The sequence below is a fragment of the Vicinamibacteria bacterium genome, from assembly GCA_035570235.1.
Classification (GTDB): domain Bacteria; phylum Acidobacteriota; class Vicinamibacteria; order Fen-336; family Fen-336; genus DATMML01.
The window spans coordinates 61,681-78,448 of record DATMML010000037.1 but is presented as its reverse complement, the minus strand read 5'-3'; the positions used below and the strand labels follow the sequence as shown (position 1 = coordinate 78,448).

Sequence of the window (16,768 nt, the reverse complement as noted above, 5' to 3'; positions counted from 1 at the left end):
AGCGCCGTCCACCGGCCTCAGTGTGACGCCCGTCCCCCTCGGCGTGGAGTGGCTGGTGGACGCGCACGGCTGCGCGCCCGCTGCCCTAAGGTCGCGCGACCTCCTGGCCGGGATCTTTGATCGCATCGTGCAGGATCTGGGGCTGCGCCCGGCGGGGGACGCGCAGTGGCGGGTCTTCCCGGATGGAGGCGGGGTCACCGGCCTTCTCCTCCTGACGGAGTCGCACCTCGCGTGCCACACCTTCCCGGAGCGGGGCTTTGCCGGGTTCAACCTCTACTGCTGTCGTCCCCGCGACCCCTGGCCTTGGGAAGAGCGCCTGACCGAGGTCCTAAAGGCGAGCCGGGTCTTTGTGCGCTCCTGCCCGCGGGGAGAGGTGTGAGCGGGTACGAGGGCCGGTGTCCCTCCTGTGGAGGCCCCCTCGTCTTCCGGCTAGGTTCATCCCTGCTCCGGATCTGTGACCACTGCGGAGTGGCGGTGGCTCGCAAGGGAGCGGACCTGGCTGCCTACGGCAAAGTCGCGGAGCTGATCCCAACCTCTTCCGTGCTCGCCCTCGGCCAAGAGGGCGGGTACGAGGGCGCCCCGCGCTTCGACCTCGTGGGCCGGCTGCAACTCGACTATGGCACGGGCGCCTGGGACGAGTGGCTCCTGGGCTTCCGCGACGGCACCTGGGCCTGGCTCTCGGAATCGCAGGGGAAGTTCCACTACTTGGGACGGGTCCCGGTGCCGCCCGCGCCCCACTTTGGCGACCTCCGGGTGGGCCAGACCCTGGATCTCGGCCCCCCGGGCACGTTCGTGGTGATCGAGGCCGGCGAAGCCCGCTTCGTGACGGCTGAGGGCGAGCTGCCCTTCGACGTGGCGCCGGGCAGCATGCTGCGCTACGCCGACCTCTCCGGGCCGGGCGGGCAGTTCGGCACCCTCGACTACGGCACGGGCGCCACCGCGGAAGCCCTGTTCGTGGGCCGGGAAGTGGCCATCGAGGACTTGGGCCTCACCCGGACCCGGAGCGACGAGGAGCGACGGACGAAAGTCGCGGTGGCGGCTCTCTCCTGCCCGAAATGCGGTGGTCCCCTGGAGATCCACGCCCCCGACCAGGCCCAGCGCATCGCCTGTCCCTACTGCGGCTCCCTGCTCGACGCCACCCGGGACTTGGCCGTGCTCGAGGCCCTTTCCCACCCGCCGGTGACGCCTCTCGTTCCCCTGGGATCGACGGGCCGATGGGCGGGCATCGAATGGACGGTCATCGGCTTCATGCAGCGCTCCGTCACCGCGGAAGGAGTGCGCTACCCCTGGGACGAGTACCTCCTCTACGAGCCGCGCCACGGCTTCCGCTGGCTGGTGGAAGCCAAGGGCCACTGGTCATTCGTGGAGCCCGTGAACGCGGGGGACGTGATCAACGGTATGTCGCGAAAGGAGTACCGGGGTCAGTCCTTCCGGCACTTCCAGGGCGGCACTGCCCGCGTGGACCACGTCCTGGGGGAGTTCTACTGGGCGGTGGCGCGGGGAGACGAGACGGACACCGCGGACTACATCTGCCCTCCCCTCATGCTTTCCAGGGAGGGCACCCGGACGGAACTCAACTGGAGCCTGGGCACGTACGCGGGGGGGGAGGCGATCTGGAAAGCGTTCGGCCTCACGGGGAGCCCTCCGGAGCCCCAGGGGATCGCGCCCCACCAGCCGCCGCCCTTCCACGAGGCCCGGCACGTTTATGCGCGCTTCCTTCTCGGCCTGGCCGTAGCCGTCCTTCTCTTCCTGGGCTTCACAGTTTCGGGCGGGCATCCTCTCCTCAAGGAGTCGGTGAGCATCCCCCGCACTGCGGCGCCGGGCTCGCCGGAGGCAGCTCTCTTCACCGATCCCTTCGTGGTCCCCGACGAAGGCAACTTGGAGGTCCGGGTCCGGGCCCCCGTCAACAACTCCTGGCTCTACCTGGACGGGGCCCTCGTCAACGATGAGACGGGAGGGCTGGACGAGTTCGACCTTGAGGTGTCGTACTACACGGGCGTGGACAGCGATGGGTCCTGGTCGGAAGGGGGGAGGGAGGGGGTTGCCTACGTGGCCGCGGTGCCCGCGGGGCGCTACGTGATGCGCCTGGCCCCGCAATGGGAGGCGGGTCGCCCGCCCCAGGGCTACGAGGTCAGCGTGCGCAGCCATGTCCCCCGCGTCCACCAGATCGTCCTCGCCCTCCTGGCCCTCGCCGCTTGGCCCCTCTTCTTGGCCTGGCGGCACTTCCGATTCGAGTCGCAGCGGTGGAGCGACAGCGACCATCCCTGGTTTACGAGGGGGGGAGGGGGAGACGACTAGCATGAAGCTCGCGTATACCGTGTTCGCGGTGATCGTGCTCGGGGGCTATAGCCTCGCCACCTGGAAGGGCTGGGACTTCGGCTCTCCCCGCCGGGGGCTCGTCCCCGCCAGCGTGCGACAGTCCCCCGGCGGCTACCGTTCCTACTACTACTGGACAGGAGGAAAGTGAAGTGATCGAGCAATGGATCGCCAACCATGCGCGGCCGGTTTTGGACTCGGTGCTCTACTCCCTGCTGGGTTGCCTGGTTCTTTTTGGGGCATTCTGGATCATCGAGAAGATCCTCCCTTTCTCGCTCACCAAGGAGATCGCGGAGGATCACAACGTCGGCCTCGGCATCATCCTGGGCGCGTTCATCCTCGGGCTCTCGATGATCATCTCCGCGGCCATCCGGGGCTAGGCGGGAGGCGCTGAACCTCGCTCCCCATGCGCTCTCCCCTCGTCTATTTGACCGTCCTTGTGGTGGCCGCCTGCGGGCTCGTCTACGAGCTGGTGGCGGGGACCCTGGCCAGCTACGTACTGGGCGACTCCGTCACCCAGTTCTCCATCGTCATCGGCGTCTACCTCTCGGCTCTGGGCCTGGGCTCCTACCTGTCCCGCTACGTCCAACGGGGCCTCGTTCGGCGCTTCGTGGAGATCGAGCTGGCGGTGGCGCTCCTGGGGGGGGCTTCGGCCCCGATTCTGTTCCTCTCCTTCGCCCACCTGCCCAACTTCTTTCGACCCGTGCTCTATGGGGTGGTGCTCCTGGTGGGGGCCCTGGTGGGGCTCGAGATCCCGCTCGTGTTGCGGATCCTCCGCGAGACCGTCGACTTCAAGGAATTGGTGGCCAAGGTTCTCACCTTCGACTACCTGGGCGCCCTCTTGGCCTCGCTCTTGTTCCCCATCTTCCTCGTGCCGCAGCTCGGTCTCGTGCGCACCTCCCTCCTCTTGGGCCTGGCCAACGCAGGGGTGGGGCTCTGGTCGACCTGGCTCTTCGCTCCCTTGCTGCCCGCCGTCCGCGACCTCAGGATCAAGGGCCTGGCCGTGACCCTGGCCCTCCTGGCCGGATTCGCCTACGGCGACCATCTTACGGAGCTCGCGGAAGACGGGCTCTATGCGGACACGGTCGTTTTCGCCCGCAGCACCCGCTACCAGCGGATCGTCCTCACGCGCTCGCGGCACCATTTCCAGCTCTTCCTCAACGGGAACCTGCAGTTTTCATCCGTGGACGAGTACCGCTACCACGAGGCCCTGGTGCATCCCGCCTTGGCCCTGGTTCCCCGCGCCCAGCGGGTATTGGTCCTGGGCGGAGGCGACGGCCTCGCCGTTCGTGAGATCCTGAAGCACGATTCCGTGAAAGAAATTCAACTGGTTGATCTCGACCCGGAGATGACCCGCCTGGCGGTGGAGAACCCGATGCTGCGCGAGCTGAACGGAGGATCGCTCCTGGATCCCCGGGTGCACGTGGTCAACGAGGACGCCCTCGTCTGGCTGGGAGAGGAGACCAGCCATGGCCTCTTCGACGCCGCCTTCGCGGACTTCCCCGATCCCCACAGCTTTTCCCTGGGAAAGCTCTACACCACCCGCTTCTACGCCTTGGTCGCCAGGCACCTCGACCCGGAGGGGGCGCTGGCCGTGCAGAGCACGTCCCCCCTCATGGCCCGCAAGTCGTATTGGTGCATCGCGCGGACCCTGGAGGCCGCGGGCTTCCACGTGCGGCCCTACCACGCCCTCGTCCCCTCCTTCGGCGAGTGGGGCTACGCTCTGGCCGCCCTCCGGCCTTTCGACCCGCCCCGCGCGGTCATCCCCGGCCTGCGCTACCTCGACCCCGAAACGCTGGCCTCGCTCTTCATCTTGGGGCCCGACATGGCACCCGTCCCCACCGAGGTGAACCGTCTGAACAACCAGGCCCTGGTGCGCTACTACGAAGAGGAGTGGCGCCACTGGAACTGAAAGGAGAACACTCCATGCGTGCCGTACTCATCGCCCTGTTCGTGGTCGTCGCCGTGTCGCGTATCGCGGGCGCAGAGCCGCGGAAGCTCCGCACCCTGGCCGACTTCCAGGCCGCCGCCGCGCGGGCCCGGGCCGCGCTCGAGCTGCCGCGGTTCGAGCAGACCCCGGCCGAGGTGGAGGCAAGCGCCAAGGGAGCGATGGCGGAGGCGGATCGACACCTGTCCACCCTGGCCGCTCAGGATCCGGCCCGGGTCACCTTCGAGAGCACCATCGCCGCCCTCGACGCCATCGGCTACCCCGTCTCTCTCGCCGCCGAGCGGCTCCTCCTCATGAAGGAGACGCGGACGGACAAGTCTCTGCGGGAGGCGGCCGGGCAGCAGCTGGTGGCCCTGCAGGAGTGGTCGGTGGGTGTCGTCTACCGCGAGGACGTCTACAAGGCCTGCCGGGCCTTCGAAGAAGCCTATCGATCCAAAAAGCGGCCTCCCCTCGCGGGGGAAGACCTGAAGCTCTTCGAGGACACGATGAGGGACTACCGCCGGGCGGGGCTGCACCTCGACCGTGCTACGCGCGACCGGGTGGAGGCCCTGCAGAAGCAGCTCGCCCGCCTCTCCAACGACTTCGAAGTCAACATCACGAACGCGAAGAAGGTCGTCACCTTCACCCGCGAGGAGCTGGAGTGCGTCCCCGAGACCTTTCTCGAAGGGGTGAAGAACAAGGAAGGGACCTACGACCTTCTCGCCAACGTCACTCCCCACGCGATCATGGTGGGGGAGAATGCGCGGCGGGAGGCCACCCGCCGCCGGTTCGACGAGGCTCGCTCCACCCTGGCCCAGGCGGAGAACGGGCCCCTGCTCGCGCAGATCGTCGGCCTGCGCGACCAGATCGCCGCCCTGCTCGGCTACAAGAGCTGGGACGACTACCAGATCGAACCCCGCATGGCCAAGACGGGGGCCCGGGCCCAGGGCTTCCTGGAGGACCTGAACCGGGGTCTGCAGCCCAAGTTCCGGGCCGAGCTGGCCCGCTTCTCGGCCATGAAGGCGGCGGACACCGGCGGCCGGGACGCCACCATAAAGAGCTGGGATTGGCGCTACTACGAGAACCAGCTCAAGAAGAAAGAGCACAACGTGGACGCGGAGGCCCTTCGCGTCTTCTTCCCCATGGAGCGCTGCCTCACGGGGATGTTCGAGGTGTACCAGCGGATCTTCGGGCTCAAATTCGAGCAGATCGAGAACCCCGCCCCCTGGTTCGAGAACGTCACCCTCTGGGTCGTCACCGACGCCGCCTCGGGGGAGCCCCTGGGCACCTTTTACCTCGACCTCTTCCCCCGGGACGGGAAGTTCAACCACTTCGCGGAATTCCCGATCATCGACGGCAAGCTCCGAGCGGACGGCCTCTACCAACGGCCGGTGGTGGCCCTCATCTGCAACTTCACCGCCCCCGGGAAAGACCGTCCCTCCCTCCTCACCCACGCGGAGGTGGAGACCCTCTTCCACGAATTCGGCCACGCCATGCATTCCATCCTCACCCGGGCCAAGTATGGCCAGTTCGCGGGCACCAATGTCCCCCGCGACTTCGTGGAGGCCCCCTCCCAAATGCTGGAGGCCTGGACCTGGGCCCCCGCGATCCTCGACCGCTTTGCCGCCGACTACCGGGACCCCAGCCGCAAGATCGACGCCGCCGTCATCAAGAGGCTGAAGGAGGCCCGGCTCGCCACCAGCGGCACCGACTATTGCCGCCAGCTCGCCCTCGGCCTCGGCGACCTGCGCCTGCACGCGGCCCCCGTGGCCGGCCAGCCCAAGGACCCCCAGGCCATCCTCAACCAGACGTTCGCGGATGTGTTCTTGGCCCCCCCCGAGGGCAGCCACTTCGGCGCCTACTGGGGCCACCTGGTCGGCTATGACGCGGGCTATTACGGCTATCTCTGGTCCAAGGCCATCGCGGAGGACATGGCCACCGCCTTCGAGAAATCCAAAGACGGATTCCTGAGCGAGGAGGTGGGGATGCGCCTGCGGAACGACGTCTACGCCGCGGGCGGCTCCCGCGACGCGGAGGACCTGGTCAGGACCTTCCTGGGCCGCGAGCGCTCCAACCAACCGCTCCTCGAATCGCTCGGCATCGGCGGTCCTTCCAGCGCGCGCTGAGGTGGGCCTGTCCCGTCGGGACGTGCTCCGGGGCCTGGCCGGTCTCGGCTTGGCCGCCTGCGGGACAGGGCGCGGGGGGAGCGGGGCCAGAATCGAAGGCGCGATCGTGGGCGGCTCCCACCGTCGTGGCCACCGGATCCGGGATGGCTTCCGGCCGCCGGCCTCGCGGCGCGAGGAGGTGGCGGTCGCGATCCTGGGGGCGGGGGTAGCCGGTCTGTCCGCGGCCTGGGCCCTGGACCGGGCGGGCTTTCACGACTTTCTTATGCTGGAGCTGGAGGATGCGCCGGGGGGCACCGCCCGCGCGGGCGCCGGACCGGTCACGGCTTACCCTTGGGGCGCTCACTACGTGCCCGTCCCTTCCCCCGACAACCACGCGCTGGTCGCGCTCCTGGAGGAGGTGGGCGCGGTGAGGGGCCGGGATGCCCGGGGACGGCCGGTCTACGCCGAGGAGGTCCTCTGCCGGGAGCCGCAGGAGCGGCTCTTCCTCCGCGGCCAATGGCACGAGGGGCTCTTTCCGCGGGCGACCGCCCGCGCGGACGACCTCGCCCAGCTCAAAGCCTTCGAGGAGGACATGCGGCGGTGGTCCCGCTGGCGCGACGCCGCGGGGCGCCGCGCCTTCGCTCTGCCCCGGGCCCGCGGCTCGGATGCGGGGGAGGTGCGCGCCCTCGACCGCCTCTCCATGGCCGAGTACCTCGCCCAGCGGGGCTTTACCTCGCCCGCCCTGCGTTGGTTCGTGGAATACGGCTGCCGCGACGACTTCGGGGCCCACCTCGGCCAGACCTCGGCCTGGGCCGGCATTCACTACTTTGCGGCCCGCCTCCTGAACGAGAAGGGGGAGGAGGAGCCGGCGGAGTTCCTGACCTGGCCCGAGGGCAACGGCCGGCTGGTGAGCCATCTGGCCAGAGGGGTGGGGAAGCGCCTGCGGCTGGGGGCCACCGTGACGGAGGTCGATCCCGGCCCGGACGGCGTCCGGGTGACGTACTACGACGAGGCGGAGGGTCGCGCGGTGGCGCTGGGCGCGGATCAGGTCGTCTTCGCCCTGCCCCGGTTCCTGGCCGCTCCCCTCCTTACGCCTTACCGTGCGTCGCCGCCCGCTCATCTTAAGGAGACCGTCTACGGCTCCTGGATGGTGGCCAACCTTACCCTCCGCGACCGCCCCCTTTCCCGCGGCTTTCCCCTGGCCTGGGACAATGTCCTCTTTGACAGCCCCTCCCTCGGTTACGTGGTGGCGACCCACCAATCCGGTCGCGACCATGGGCCAACCGTCCTCACCTACTACCTGCCTCTGGTCGACGACGACACGCGTCGGGCCCGCGCACGGCTGCTCTCCACCGCCTGGAAAGAGTGGGTGACCGTGATCCTGGACGATCTCCGGCCCGCCCACCCCGACCTGCGCGACCTCGTGGAGCGGATCGACGTCTATCTCTGGGGCCACGCCATGGTGCGGCCGCGGCCCGGCTTCTGCTGGAGCGAGGCCCTCGCCGCCTCCGGGCGCCCGCTGGGCCGCGTCCGCTTCGCCCACACCGACCTCTCCGGAATGGCCCTCTTCGAGGAGGCGCAGTATTGGGGGATCCGGGCCGCGGAGGGAATCCTCAAGGAGCGGGGGCACACCCTCCCGAGCTGGGCGGCGTGACCACGAGCGTGGCTCCGCGCCCCGCCCCCGGCCCCTGGCTCGTCTCCGCGCGCTGGGACGTGGCCGTCTTCGGTGGCTCGGCCCTCCTCGCCTTCGCCCTCCTGCTTTGGGGGAAAGCACACGGGCGCCTGGCGGGGGCGCTGCCGCTCTGGACGTGGGTGGCGACGGTCCTCTTCGTCGACGTGGCCCACGTCTGGGCCACCGCCTATCGGGTCTACCTGGACCCCGCGGAGGTGCGGCGGCGGCCGGGTCTCTATCTCGGCCTCCCCGTGGCTGCCTACGGGATCGGCGTCTTGCTCTACTCGGGCTCGGCCACGCTGTTCTGGCGGGTGCTCGCCTACCTGGCCGTCGTCCATTTTGTGCGCCAGCAGTACGGCTGGGTCGCCCTCTACCGCCGTCGCCTGGGCGTGCGCTCCCGCCTCGACCGCGTGCTTGACGACGCGGCCATATACAGCGCCACCCTCTACCCGCTTCTTTACTGGCACGCCCACCTGCCCCGAGAGTTCGAGTGGTTCATCGAGGGAGACTTCCTCCCCGGGCTGCCCAAGGGGTCGGCGGAGCTCCTGTGGCCCCTCCACCTGGCCATCACCGCCGCCTACGTCCTGCGCCAGGCCCAGCTCCTCCTCAGCGGCCGGCCCGTGAGCGCGGGCAAGAACCTCATCGTGGTCACGACCTGGCTGTCGTGGTACGTGGGGATCGTGGCCCTGAACTCGGACTACGCTTTCACCGTGACCAACGTGCTCGTCCATGGCCTGCCCTATCTGGGCCTGGTCTGGATCTACGGGCGGGCGCGCTTTGCGGGCTCGGGAGCGGCGGTGGCCCCGCTCTTCCGGGCGGGGGCCTGGCCCCTCTACCTCGCCCCCCTCCTGGCCGCGGCTTGGTTCGAAGAATGGGCGTGGGATCGCTTCGTCTGGCACGAGCGCGCGGCGCTCTTCCCCGGCCCCGCCATTCTCTTGGGGCCGGCCGCCCTGGCCCTGCTGGTGCCCCTTCTGGCCCTACCCCAGGCCACGCACTACGCGCTCGACGCCTGGATCTGGCGGGTCCGTCCCGAGAACCCGGACCTGGCGCGCCACCTCGGATTCTGAGCCGCTCAGGCCTCGTCGGGCATGACCCACTCCGGTCCCGCCGGGCCCCGGTGGGCGGCGAGCCGCTCCAGGAGGGGACCGGGCTCGCTGTCCACGAGGATGAGGCCGCGGTTGGTGGGGGAGACGAAGCCCTCGCGCACGGCGTGGTCCACGAGCGCGATCAGGGAATCGTAGTAGCCGGCCACGTTGAGCAGGCCAATGGGCTTGCGGTGGATGCCGAGCTGCGCCCAGGTCACCATCTCCAGGAGCTCCTCGAAGGTGCCGAAGCCGCCGGGCAGGGCCACGAAGGCATCGGCCAGCTCCGCCATGAGGGCCTTGCGCGCATGCATGCTGGGAACCACCCGCATCTCGGTGAGGCTCGGGTGCGCGATCTCGCGGGCGACCAGGCCGTGGGGGATCACGCCCAAGGCCTCGCCTCCCGCCGCGAGCAGGGCGTCGGCGAGCACGCCCATGAGGCCCACGCTCCCGCCCCCAAAAACGAGCCCCTGTCCGCGGGCGGCCAGGGCCCCGGCCAGCTCCCGGGCGGCCGCGACGTACCTCGGGTCCCGGCCCGGACTCGAGCCGCAAAAGACGCAGACCCGACGCACGCCTTATCGCCCCTTGGGGTAGAGCGCCATGAGGAGGCCGAAGCCGCCCGCAGCCGCACAAACGTAGCGGCCCATGTCCCACCGGCCGGCGGGTAGCTTCATGGTGTCGCCGATGCTGAGGCCATCGGGCACGGGGTCGTACTTGGACAGCTGGGAAGCGCTGTAGAAGAAGCCCAGGATGCCAAGGATCATCAGAATCCCGCCGAAATTCCGCATAGGAGTCTCCTATTCGCCCGTGAAACGAGGCTTCCGCTTCTCCAGAAACGCCCCCGTTCCTTCCATCTTGTCCTTTGACTCGAAGGTGATGGCCTGGGCTGTGGACTCATAGAGCAGGCCGGCGGAGAGCGGCACCTGGCTGGAGGCGTTGAGGGCGGCCTTGGCCAGGCGGAGGGCCAGGGGACCCAGAAGGAGCACCCGCTCCGCCATCGCCCGCGCCGCCGCCATGAGGGCCGACGGGGCCACCACCTGGCTGACCAGCCCGTAGGCCAGCGCCTGCCGCGCGTCCCAGCGGGCCCCGGTCAGGATCAACTCCTTGGCCCGGCCCAAGCCGACCACGCGGGGCAGGCGCTGGGTGCCGCCCGCCCCCGGGATGATGCCGAGGCTGGCCTCGGGCAGGCCGAAGACCGCGGTGTCGGCGGCCAGGCGCAGGTCGCAGGCCAGGGCCAGCTCGCAGCCGCCCCCCAGCGCGTAGCCGTTCACGGCCGCGATCGAGATCGCGTCATGGTTCTCAACCGCGGACATGAGCCGGGAGTTCACGGAGGCGAGGGCGTCGTCGCGCCGACGCGCGCGGATCGCGCGGATGTCCGCCCCCGAGACGAAGGCCTTGTCCCCCTCCCCGGTGATGATGAGCACGGTGGCCCGCTCGGCCCGCACCGCCTCCAGGGCAGCATGGAACTCCGCCACCGTCTCCGTGTCGAGGGCGTTGCGCACCTCGGGGCGGTTCACGGTGAGGGTCGCCACGCGTGCCCCCTCCGCTCCGTCCAGCGCCAAGACGAGGTTGCGGTAGGACATGGGCGGCCTAGCTCCCGTCGTAATCGTAGACGCCCCGGCCGGCCTTCTTGCCCAGGCGGCCTCCCTTGACATGCTGGACGAGGAGGGGGGCGGGGCGGTATTTCTCGCCCAGGCTTCGGTGCAGAAACTCGAGGACGGCCAGGCGCGTGTCCAGGCCCACGAGGTCCACGAGCTCGAACGGCCCCATGGGGTGGTTGAGGCCGAGCTTCAAGGCCTTGTCGATGTCCCGGGCCGAGGCCACCCCCTCCTGGAGCATGAAGAAGGCTTCGTTGCCGATCAAGGCGTTGATGCGCGAGGTGACGAAGCCCGGCGACTCCTTGACCAGCACGGTTTCTTTCCCCATCCGGCGGGCCACCTCGGTGGCGGCCGCGACCGCGGCCTCCGTGGTCTCCAGGGCCCGCACGATCTCTACCAGCTTCATTTTTGGGACGGGGTTGAAGAAATGCATGCCGATCACACGCCCGGGGTGGCGGGTGGCAGCCGCGATCTCGGTGATGGAGAGGGCGGAGGTGTTGGTGGCCAGGACCACGTGCTCGGCGGCGAGCGCGTCCAGACGCGCGAACGTGCGCAGCTTGAGGCCGATCTCCTCGGGTACCGCCTCCACCACGAAGCCGGCGGTGGCGATCGCCCCCTCCAGCTCCTGCTCGGGGGAGATGCGGGCGATGGCGGCCGCGGCCTCCTCCGCGGAGACCTTGCCCCGGGCGAGCCCTTCGTCCAGGTCGCGGCGGATCTGGGCCAGGGCCTGTTCCAGGGCGGGCCGGGAAACGTCGTGCAGGGCGGTGGGGAAGCCGCCCAGGGCAGCGGCGTAGGCTATCCCCCGACCCATGAGGCCGGAGCCCACCACGGCCACGCTCTCGATGACCACGGGGCCAGATAATACCCCAAGCCTGTCCCCCGACCGCGAGGCCGGTATACTGGGGCATGAGCGCCGACCGCCGGGTCGTGATCTACGGCAAGGACAACTGACCCTACACCGCCGAGGCCCGTGAGGCCTTCGCCGGCAGAGGCTACCGGGTCGATTACCGCAATGTTAAGCGGTCGGCCCCGGACCTGGAGGAGATGCTCGGCCATTCGAAGGGCGTCCGCCAGGTTCCCGTGATCTTGGAAGATGGCGGGATCACCATCGGCTACGGGGGGACCTGAGGGGTCTAGGGGAGGCCGGTCGGGCCTCCTGCTCGTCGAAGAAACCGCTCGCGGCGCAAGGAGCCGCGAGGCGCACGCTCCCCTGTGATCTGATGCCCACGAGGCCTTCCGGCGTCGCCGCGCGAAAACCCAGCCAACCGACGCGCCCGCCCAAAGGTCAAAGAAGACGGTGCGCCTGCCCTTCGAAGCCGAGAGTGTCCTCGCGTTTCGAAGGCCGGGACCCATCATTCGCCATTTGTTCTCCCCACGGTCCCTGCGCCCGGGGGGTCGGACCCGGGCCGATTCATGACCGGCAGACGGGGCGTCTTTCCGGGGGAGATAATCGGAGATGCGGTTGGGCGAGCACACGAAGGGTCAGGCCCGCCCGGAAGCGCTTTCTCTTCAAAGTCTAGGGTGTCGGTGACCACGGCCGCTGCGACCGAAGCCGGGCGGGGATTGGCGGAGAAGGAACCCCCCGCTCCCGGGCCCGCGCCCCGGGCTTATGGGGCCCGGGCTCGACGCGTCCTCATCGTCCTGGCGGTTGTCGTCCTCGGTCTGGTGGCGGTCCTTCCCCGCGAGCGCGCCTCCCGCATCGCCCTCGACGTCAGACCCGTTCCCTTGAACCCCGTGAAGCCGGCCCAAGCCGAGCTGGGGAGCCTCCGCTACCGGGGGGGGCTCTGGCTGAGCTCGCCCGACGCGCACTTCGGCGGACTCTCGGATCTGCGCGTGAGTCGGAACGGGCAGCGTCTTCTCGCCATCTCCGATTGCGGCTACGAGTTCGAGGCCACCCTCGTCTACGGGAGCGAGGGGTGGCTTTCCGATCTGAGCGATCCCGAGCTGAGCCCGTTGCGGGCTCCCGGGGACCTTGCCCTGACCCACGATGAAGGGGATGCGGAGGGCCTGGCGCGGATGCCCGACGGGAGCCTGATTGTCAGCTTCGAGCGACGGCACCGGCTCTGGCGGTATCCCCCGGGCGAGCCTCCGCTCAGGGGCATCGCCACCGCCTTACCCGAGGCCCCGGGGTTCTCGCGTCTGGAGCCCAACCTCGGCATCGAGGCCATGACCGGCCTGGCCGACGGGCGCCTGCTCGCCATCGGCGAAGTGGCCTCGCCCGAGCACGAGGGCGCCACCGCCTGGCTGGGCGGCGACCGTTCCTGGTCCTTGACCTCTTTTCCCCTCTTCTACGATCGCGCCCGGTCCGCGGCCGCCTTGCGCCCGACGGGCGCCGCCCTGCTCCCCTCGGGGGACGTCCTGGTCCTGGAGCGTCGCTATCCGCCCCTGGCCGGCCGGATCCGTCTGATCGAGCGGGCCAGCCTGGAAGCCGGCAACCTCGAGGGCCGCGAGATCGCGCGCCTCGACGAGCCGCTCTCTCTTTACAACTTCGAGGGGATCGACGCCCGGCCGGGCACGGAGGGGGAGACCTGGGTCTATCTCCTCTCCGACGACAACAACTGCCGGCGGGATCCGGGCCCAAGGCGGCGCTCCCCCCAACGCACGCTGCTGCTGGCCTTCACCCTGGAAGAGAACGACTGAGACGTCGCCTTCAGGGGAACAGCTTGCGGGCGTTGTCTTCCAGGATCTTCGCCTGCACATCCGCGGACAGGCCCAGGGCCTGGAAGTCCCGCAGGTTTTTGGCCATGCTCAGGACCCCGGGGGCCGGCCAGTCGCTGCCGTAGAGCACTTTGTCCGCGATCTCGGCCAGGCGCGGGAAGTAGCGCAGGATGTTGCGGGGCGGGATGCTGGACACGTCCATGTAGACCCGTGGAAAGCGCCGGACCAGGAAGAAGGCCTGCTCCATCCAGAGGGGCCGTCCGCCGTGGGCGATGATGATCGTGAGCTCGGGGAAGTCCACGGCCACGTCATCCACCGCCATGGGCTCGCCGGCGCGGCTTCGCGCCCCCGGGAAGATCGAGGTCCCGGTGTGGATCATCACGGGCAGGCGCAGCCGCTGGGCCTCTTCATAGATGGCGCGCAGGGCGTCCAGCCCATGGAGGTACGCGTTGGGCTCCACCCCCATGTGAGGCGGGTGCAGCTTGAGGGCGCGCACGCCCAGCCCGGCCGCGCGTCGCACCTCGGCCGCCGCGTCCTCCGCGAAGCGGGGATGCACCCCCCCCATGGGGAGGAGCCGGTCGGGTGCGGCCGCGCAGTACTCCGTCACGTACTCGTTGACCTTGTGGCCGAAGCCCATGAGATCGGGGCTCGGGTAGTTGACCAGCACCGCGCGGTCGATCCCGTCCGCGTCCAGGCGACGCAGCAGGTGGGTCGGGCTCTTCATGATCTTCTGCAACTCGTCCACGTCGGGGCGGCCCCGGGTAATGACCTCGAGGACGGCGGGCTTCATCTCCCACCAGGGCTGGACGTGGATGTGGGCGTCGGTGATCACGGCCGCCGCCGGGGAGGGGGCGAGAGACGGTTTCCGTCGGCAGCGATGGGCACGGCCGGTGAGGATAGCACGCCCCACCCGCTGTGCTAGGCTTCTGCCACCGTGCTGCTCCCCGTGCTCTTGCTCGCTTTCGCTCTGGGCCGACCCCTCTTCTACTGGGGGGCGCGGCCGCCCGTGATCGCCACCGAGGCGGAGGGGGAGCGGGGACCCGAGGCCCGCATCGTGGAGGTGCACGCCGCCCTCGACCGGGGCGACCTCGTGCTGCGCCTGACCCTGGACCGCCCGGTGCAGGAAGCCCTCTACCTGCCGACCGGCGAGCCCGTCTCCGGCCGGCTCCGCGCGGTTCTTTACCTGGACGCGGACGGGGATCGGGCAACCGGCCTCGACCAGGGACCACGCGACCTGCGCACGGGCGCGGACTACCGCCTGGAGGTCGGGGTGGTGGCCCTGGGGGCGGACAAGGACGAGAACCTTCCCGCCCAGGCTCTGGTCACCGCGTTCCTGGCCTCCCTTAGCCCCGACGGTCGCCGCCGCAGCCTGTGGCGGGGCGACGATGCGGCCACCCCGGACCGGGTCTCGGTGCGGGGCGAATGGGTGGAGGTGCGCCTCTCCGGCGCCCAGGTGACCCTGCGGCCGGGGGCCCGCCTCATCCTTACCGATGGCGATCGTTCTTGGGACGGCCGCATCGGCCCCTGAGGAGAGCGCGTCCCGGAGCCTCTGTTGCGCGATAATCTTGGGATCGGAGGAGACGCTTTGGCAGGCCAGACCGCCGCCAAGATCCTGGTGGTTGAAGACGAGCCGCAGATCCGGCTCCTGGTCGAGACCATCCTCCGCTCTGCGGGCTACTCGGTGCTCTCGACGGGCGAGCCCACCCGCGCCCTGGAGCTGGCGCGCCCGGATCCCCCCGACCTCGTCCTGTGCGACATCGCCATGCCCGGCTTGGACGGCTACGGCGTGCTCAAGGCCCTCCAGTCCGACCCCACGACCGCCCGCTGCCCGGTCGTCTTCGTGACCGCCCACAAGGACTTTGGCGAGCGCGTGCGGGCCTTCCGCTTCGGCGTGGTGGACTACGTGACCAAACCGTTCACCCGCGAGATCCTCCTGCGCAAGGTAGAGCGGGTCCTCGGGGGCCGGCACGAGCGGTCGGGCGTTCGGGAGGAGGGCGGGGAGGCGGTTCCGGGCCTGCTCGAACAGGTGAGGCGCGAGTCGCGCAGCGGCGTGCTCACCGTCACCCACGAGGGGGGCGAGGGCCGGGCCCTGATCCAGGACGGGCGGGTGCTGGAGAGCACGATCCCTCCCGAGACCGGCGCGAACGCGCGCGCCCAGTTCCAGGAGCTGGACCTCGAGCGCGAGCAGATCGCCTCCCACAACCCCCTCCGTCTTCCCGGCGATCCGACTGCCCTCCCCGAGCTGGATTCCCTTCCCGAGGCCCTGCGCACGGTCCTGGTCGTCGACGACAACCGGATCTTCCGCACGTTCCTGAAGGATGCGCTCACCCGGAGGGGCTTCACCGTCCACGAGGCGGGCAATGGCGAGGAGGGCCTGCGGGTGGCCCTGGAGAAGCGTCCCTGGCTCGTCCTCACCGACGTGGCCATGCCCGGGGTGGACGGCATCGAGTTCTGCCGCCGGCTGCGCGGGCACAGCCTCCTGCGCCACACCCCCCTCATCTTCCTCTCCGGTTGGGACGAGTACCGGGACCGGAACCGCGGCCTGGAGGCGGGGGCCGACGAGTACCTCTCCAAGGACACTCCCGTCCGGGAGCTGCTCATCCGCATCCAGATCGTCCTCAAGCGTTACTCCGACCTCGGCCCCGCGGCCGGGCGGGGCCCGGTCATGGAGGGACGCCTGGAAGTGATCGGCACGCCCGGGCTCCTGCAGATGTGCCACTTGAGCCGACTCACCGGGCTGCTCAGCGTGGGTTCGGAGGACCGGCGGCTAGAGGTGAGCTTCCGCGACGGCGAGATCGTGGGGGCGAGAGCGGGCACGCTCGCGGGCCCCGACGCCGTTTTCGAGTTCGTGTCCTGCAGCGAAGGCCACTTCTCCTTCGCTCCCGGCGACCCCGGCCCCGGCCAACCCCTCGGGCAGACCTTCAGCCAGGTCCTCCTTGAGGGGTGCCGCCGGCTGGACGAAAAGAGGCGGGACCGGGCGGCCCCGGAACGGCCGGGGGTGGGCGACTAGGCCGCGGCTGCGGCCTCCTTCAGCTGGCCCGGGCTTGGATCGCCGCGCGGACACCGGGGCGCAATCCCAGCCGTTTCATTTTCTCGTGCAGGGTGGTGGGCAACAGGCCGAGACGGGCCGCCGCCTGGCGCTGGTTGCCCGCGGTCGCGATCAGGGCGGACTCGATCAACTCCCTTTCGTAAGCCTCGAGCCGTTCCTTCAGGTTGGGCCCCGGCGCGTCCATCTTCTGAGCCTCTGCCATCAATGGTCCCCCGGTGCTGGTTCCCCTCTTAAAGCGCGGGCCGGTCCGCGGTGGGCTAGAAGAGCCCGGACGGACCCCCTTTGTGGGAATGAGACGTTCCCCGAGGGCTAAAGGTTTCGTCCAAAAAATTGTCCGGGGGGGCGGGGGGGGGACGGCGAC

18 protein-coding genes are annotated in these 16,768 nt (G+C 69.9%); 12 read left to right on the top strand and 6 right to left on the bottom strand.

What is annotated here, in order from left to right; genetic code table 11:
• Positions 1-22: 22 nt before the first annotated feature.
• From VN461_06120 to VN461_06085, 8 genes are all read left to right on the top strand, one after another.
• Positions 23-379 carry an S-adenosylmethionine decarboxylase gene (locus tag VN461_06120; protein ID HXB54339.1) on the top strand — a complete coding sequence of 119 codons (357 nt, stop codon included), beginning with the start codon at positions 23-25 and terminating at the stop codon, positions 377-379.
• Positions 380-474: 95 nt separating this feature from the next.
• A complete protein-coding gene (locus tag VN461_06115) occupies positions 475-2,298 on the top strand; it encodes a DUF4178 domain-containing protein (protein ID HXB54338.1) in 1,824 nt (607 codons plus the stop codon).
• A 1-nt stretch (position 2,299) separates the two neighbouring features.
• Positions 2,300-2,467 carry a hypothetical protein gene (locus tag VN461_06110; protein ID HXB54337.1) on the top strand — a complete coding sequence of 56 codons (168 nt, stop codon included), beginning with the start codon at positions 2,300-2,302 and terminating at the stop codon, positions 2,465-2,467.
• A gap of 1 nt (position 2,468) precedes the next feature.
• Positions 2,469-2,696, top strand: a complete 228-nt coding sequence (locus VN461_06105; GenBank protein ID HXB54336.1) for a DUF350 domain-containing protein — start codon at positions 2,469-2,471, stop codon at positions 2,694-2,696.
• 26 nt (positions 2,697-2,722) lie between these two features.
• Positions 2,723-4,228, top strand: coding sequence for a polyamine aminopropyltransferase (locus VN461_06100; GenBank protein ID HXB54335.1), 1,506 nt, complete (start codon positions 2,723-2,725; stop codon positions 4,226-4,228).
• A 14-nt stretch (positions 4,229-4,242) separates the two neighbouring features.
• Entirely contained in the window at positions 4,243-6,369 is a 2,127-nt protein-coding gene (locus tag VN461_06095) for a M3 family metallopeptidase (protein ID HXB54334.1), read from the top strand.
• 1 nt (position 6,370) lies between these two features.
• Positions 6,371-8,002, top strand: a complete 1,632-nt coding sequence (locus tag VN461_06090) for an FAD-dependent oxidoreductase (GenBank protein HXB54333.1) — start codon at positions 6,371-6,373, stop codon at positions 8,000-8,002.
• Entirely contained in the window at positions 7,999-9,087 is a 1,089-nt protein-coding gene (locus tag VN461_06085; GenBank protein ID HXB54332.1) for a hypothetical protein, read from the top strand. The genes VN461_06090 and VN461_06085 overlap by 4 nt, the downstream gene beginning before the upstream one ends.
• A gap of 5 nt (positions 9,088-9,092) precedes the next feature.
• Here the strand turns inward: VN461_06085 and VN461_06080 are convergent, their stop codons facing one another.
• The 4 genes from VN461_06080 to VN461_06065 are packed head-to-tail and all read right to left on the bottom strand — an operon-like array spanning position 9,093 to position 11,550.
• Positions 9,093-9,674 carry a TIGR00730 family Rossman fold protein gene (locus VN461_06080; protein ID HXB54331.1) on the bottom strand — a complete coding sequence of 194 codons (582 nt, stop codon included), beginning with the start codon at positions 9,672-9,674 and terminating at the stop codon, positions 9,093-9,095.
• Between the two features lie 3 nt (positions 9,675-9,677).
• Positions 9,678-9,890, bottom strand: a complete 213-nt coding sequence (locus VN461_06075; protein HXB54330.1) for a hypothetical protein — start codon at positions 9,888-9,890, stop codon at positions 9,678-9,680.
• A 9-nt stretch (positions 9,891-9,899) separates the two neighbouring features.
• Positions 9,900-10,685, bottom strand: a complete 786-nt coding sequence (locus tag VN461_06070; protein ID HXB54329.1) for an enoyl-CoA hydratase-related protein — start codon at positions 10,683-10,685, stop codon at positions 9,900-9,902.
• Between the two features lie 7 nt (positions 10,686-10,692).
• Positions 10,693-11,550 (bottom strand): 3-hydroxyacyl-CoA dehydrogenase NAD-binding domain-containing protein, encoded by an 858-nt coding sequence (locus VN461_06065; GenBank protein ID HXB54328.1) that lies wholly within the window; start codon positions 11,548-11,550, stop codon positions 10,693-10,695.
• A gap of 56 nt (positions 11,551-11,606) precedes the next feature.
• Between VN461_06065 and VN461_06060 the strand changes: the two genes are divergently transcribed.
• A complete protein-coding gene (locus VN461_06060) occupies positions 11,607-11,828 on the top strand; it encodes a UXX-star (seleno)protein family 1 (protein HXB54327.1) in 222 nt (73 codons plus the stop codon).
• Positions 11,829-12,263: 435 nt separating this feature from the next.
• Entirely contained in the window at positions 12,264-13,340 is a 1,077-nt protein-coding gene (locus VN461_06055; protein ID HXB54326.1) for an esterase-like activity of phytase family protein, read from the top strand.
• 10 nt (positions 13,341-13,350) lie between these two features.
• Here the strand turns inward: VN461_06055 and VN461_06050 are convergent, their stop codons facing one another.
• On the bottom strand, positions 13,351-14,268 hold the full coding sequence (locus VN461_06050) for an amidohydrolase family protein (protein HXB54325.1): 918 nt from the start codon (positions 14,266-14,268) through the stop codon (positions 13,351-13,353).
• A 24-nt stretch (positions 14,269-14,292) separates the two neighbouring features.
• Between VN461_06050 and VN461_06045 the strand changes: the two genes are divergently transcribed.
• Together VN461_06045 and VN461_06040 are read left to right on the top strand one after the other, a co-directional pair.
• A complete protein-coding gene (locus VN461_06045; GenBank protein ID HXB54324.1) occupies positions 14,293-14,886 on the top strand; it encodes a hypothetical protein in 594 nt (197 codons plus the stop codon).
• A 57-nt stretch (positions 14,887-14,943) separates the two neighbouring features.
• Positions 14,944-16,368, top strand: a complete 1,425-nt coding sequence (locus VN461_06040) for a response regulator (protein ID HXB54323.1) — start codon at positions 14,944-14,946, stop codon at positions 16,366-16,368.
• 19 nt (positions 16,369-16,387) lie between these two features.
• Here the strand turns inward: VN461_06040 and VN461_06035 are convergent, their stop codons facing one another.
• Complete coding sequence (locus VN461_06035) at positions 16,388-16,609, bottom strand: helix-turn-helix domain-containing protein (protein HXB54322.1); 222 nt, start codon at positions 16,607-16,609, stop codon at positions 16,388-16,390.
• Positions 16,610-16,768: the final 159 nt, after the last annotated feature.

What these genes read in the sequence shown, in the direction of transcription:
- VN461_06110 (HXB54337.1), top strand. Translation starts at nt 2,300, where the DNA reads ATGAAGCTCGCGTATACCGTGTTCGCGGTGATCGTGCTCGGGGGCTAT.
- VN461_06100 (HXB54335.1), top strand. Translation starts at nt 2,723, where the DNA reads ATGCGCTCTCCCCTCGTCTATTTGACCGTCCTTGTGGTGGCCGCCTGC.
- VN461_06095 (HXB54334.1), top strand. Translation starts at nt 4,243, where the DNA reads ATGCGTGCCGTACTCATCGCCCTGTTCGTGGTCGTCGCCGTGTCGCGT.
- VN461_06075 (HXB54330.1), bottom strand. Translation starts at nt 9,890, where the DNA reads ATGCGGAATTTCGGCGGGATTCTGATGATCCTTGGCATCCTGGGCTTC.
- VN461_06070 (HXB54329.1), bottom strand. Translation starts at nt 10,685, where the DNA reads ATGTCCTACCGCAACCTCGTCTTGGCGCTGGACGGAGCGGAGGGGGCA.
- VN461_06035 (HXB54322.1), bottom strand. Translation starts at nt 16,609, where the DNA reads ATGGCAGAGGCTCAGAAGATGGACGCGCCGGGGCCCAACCTGAAGGAA.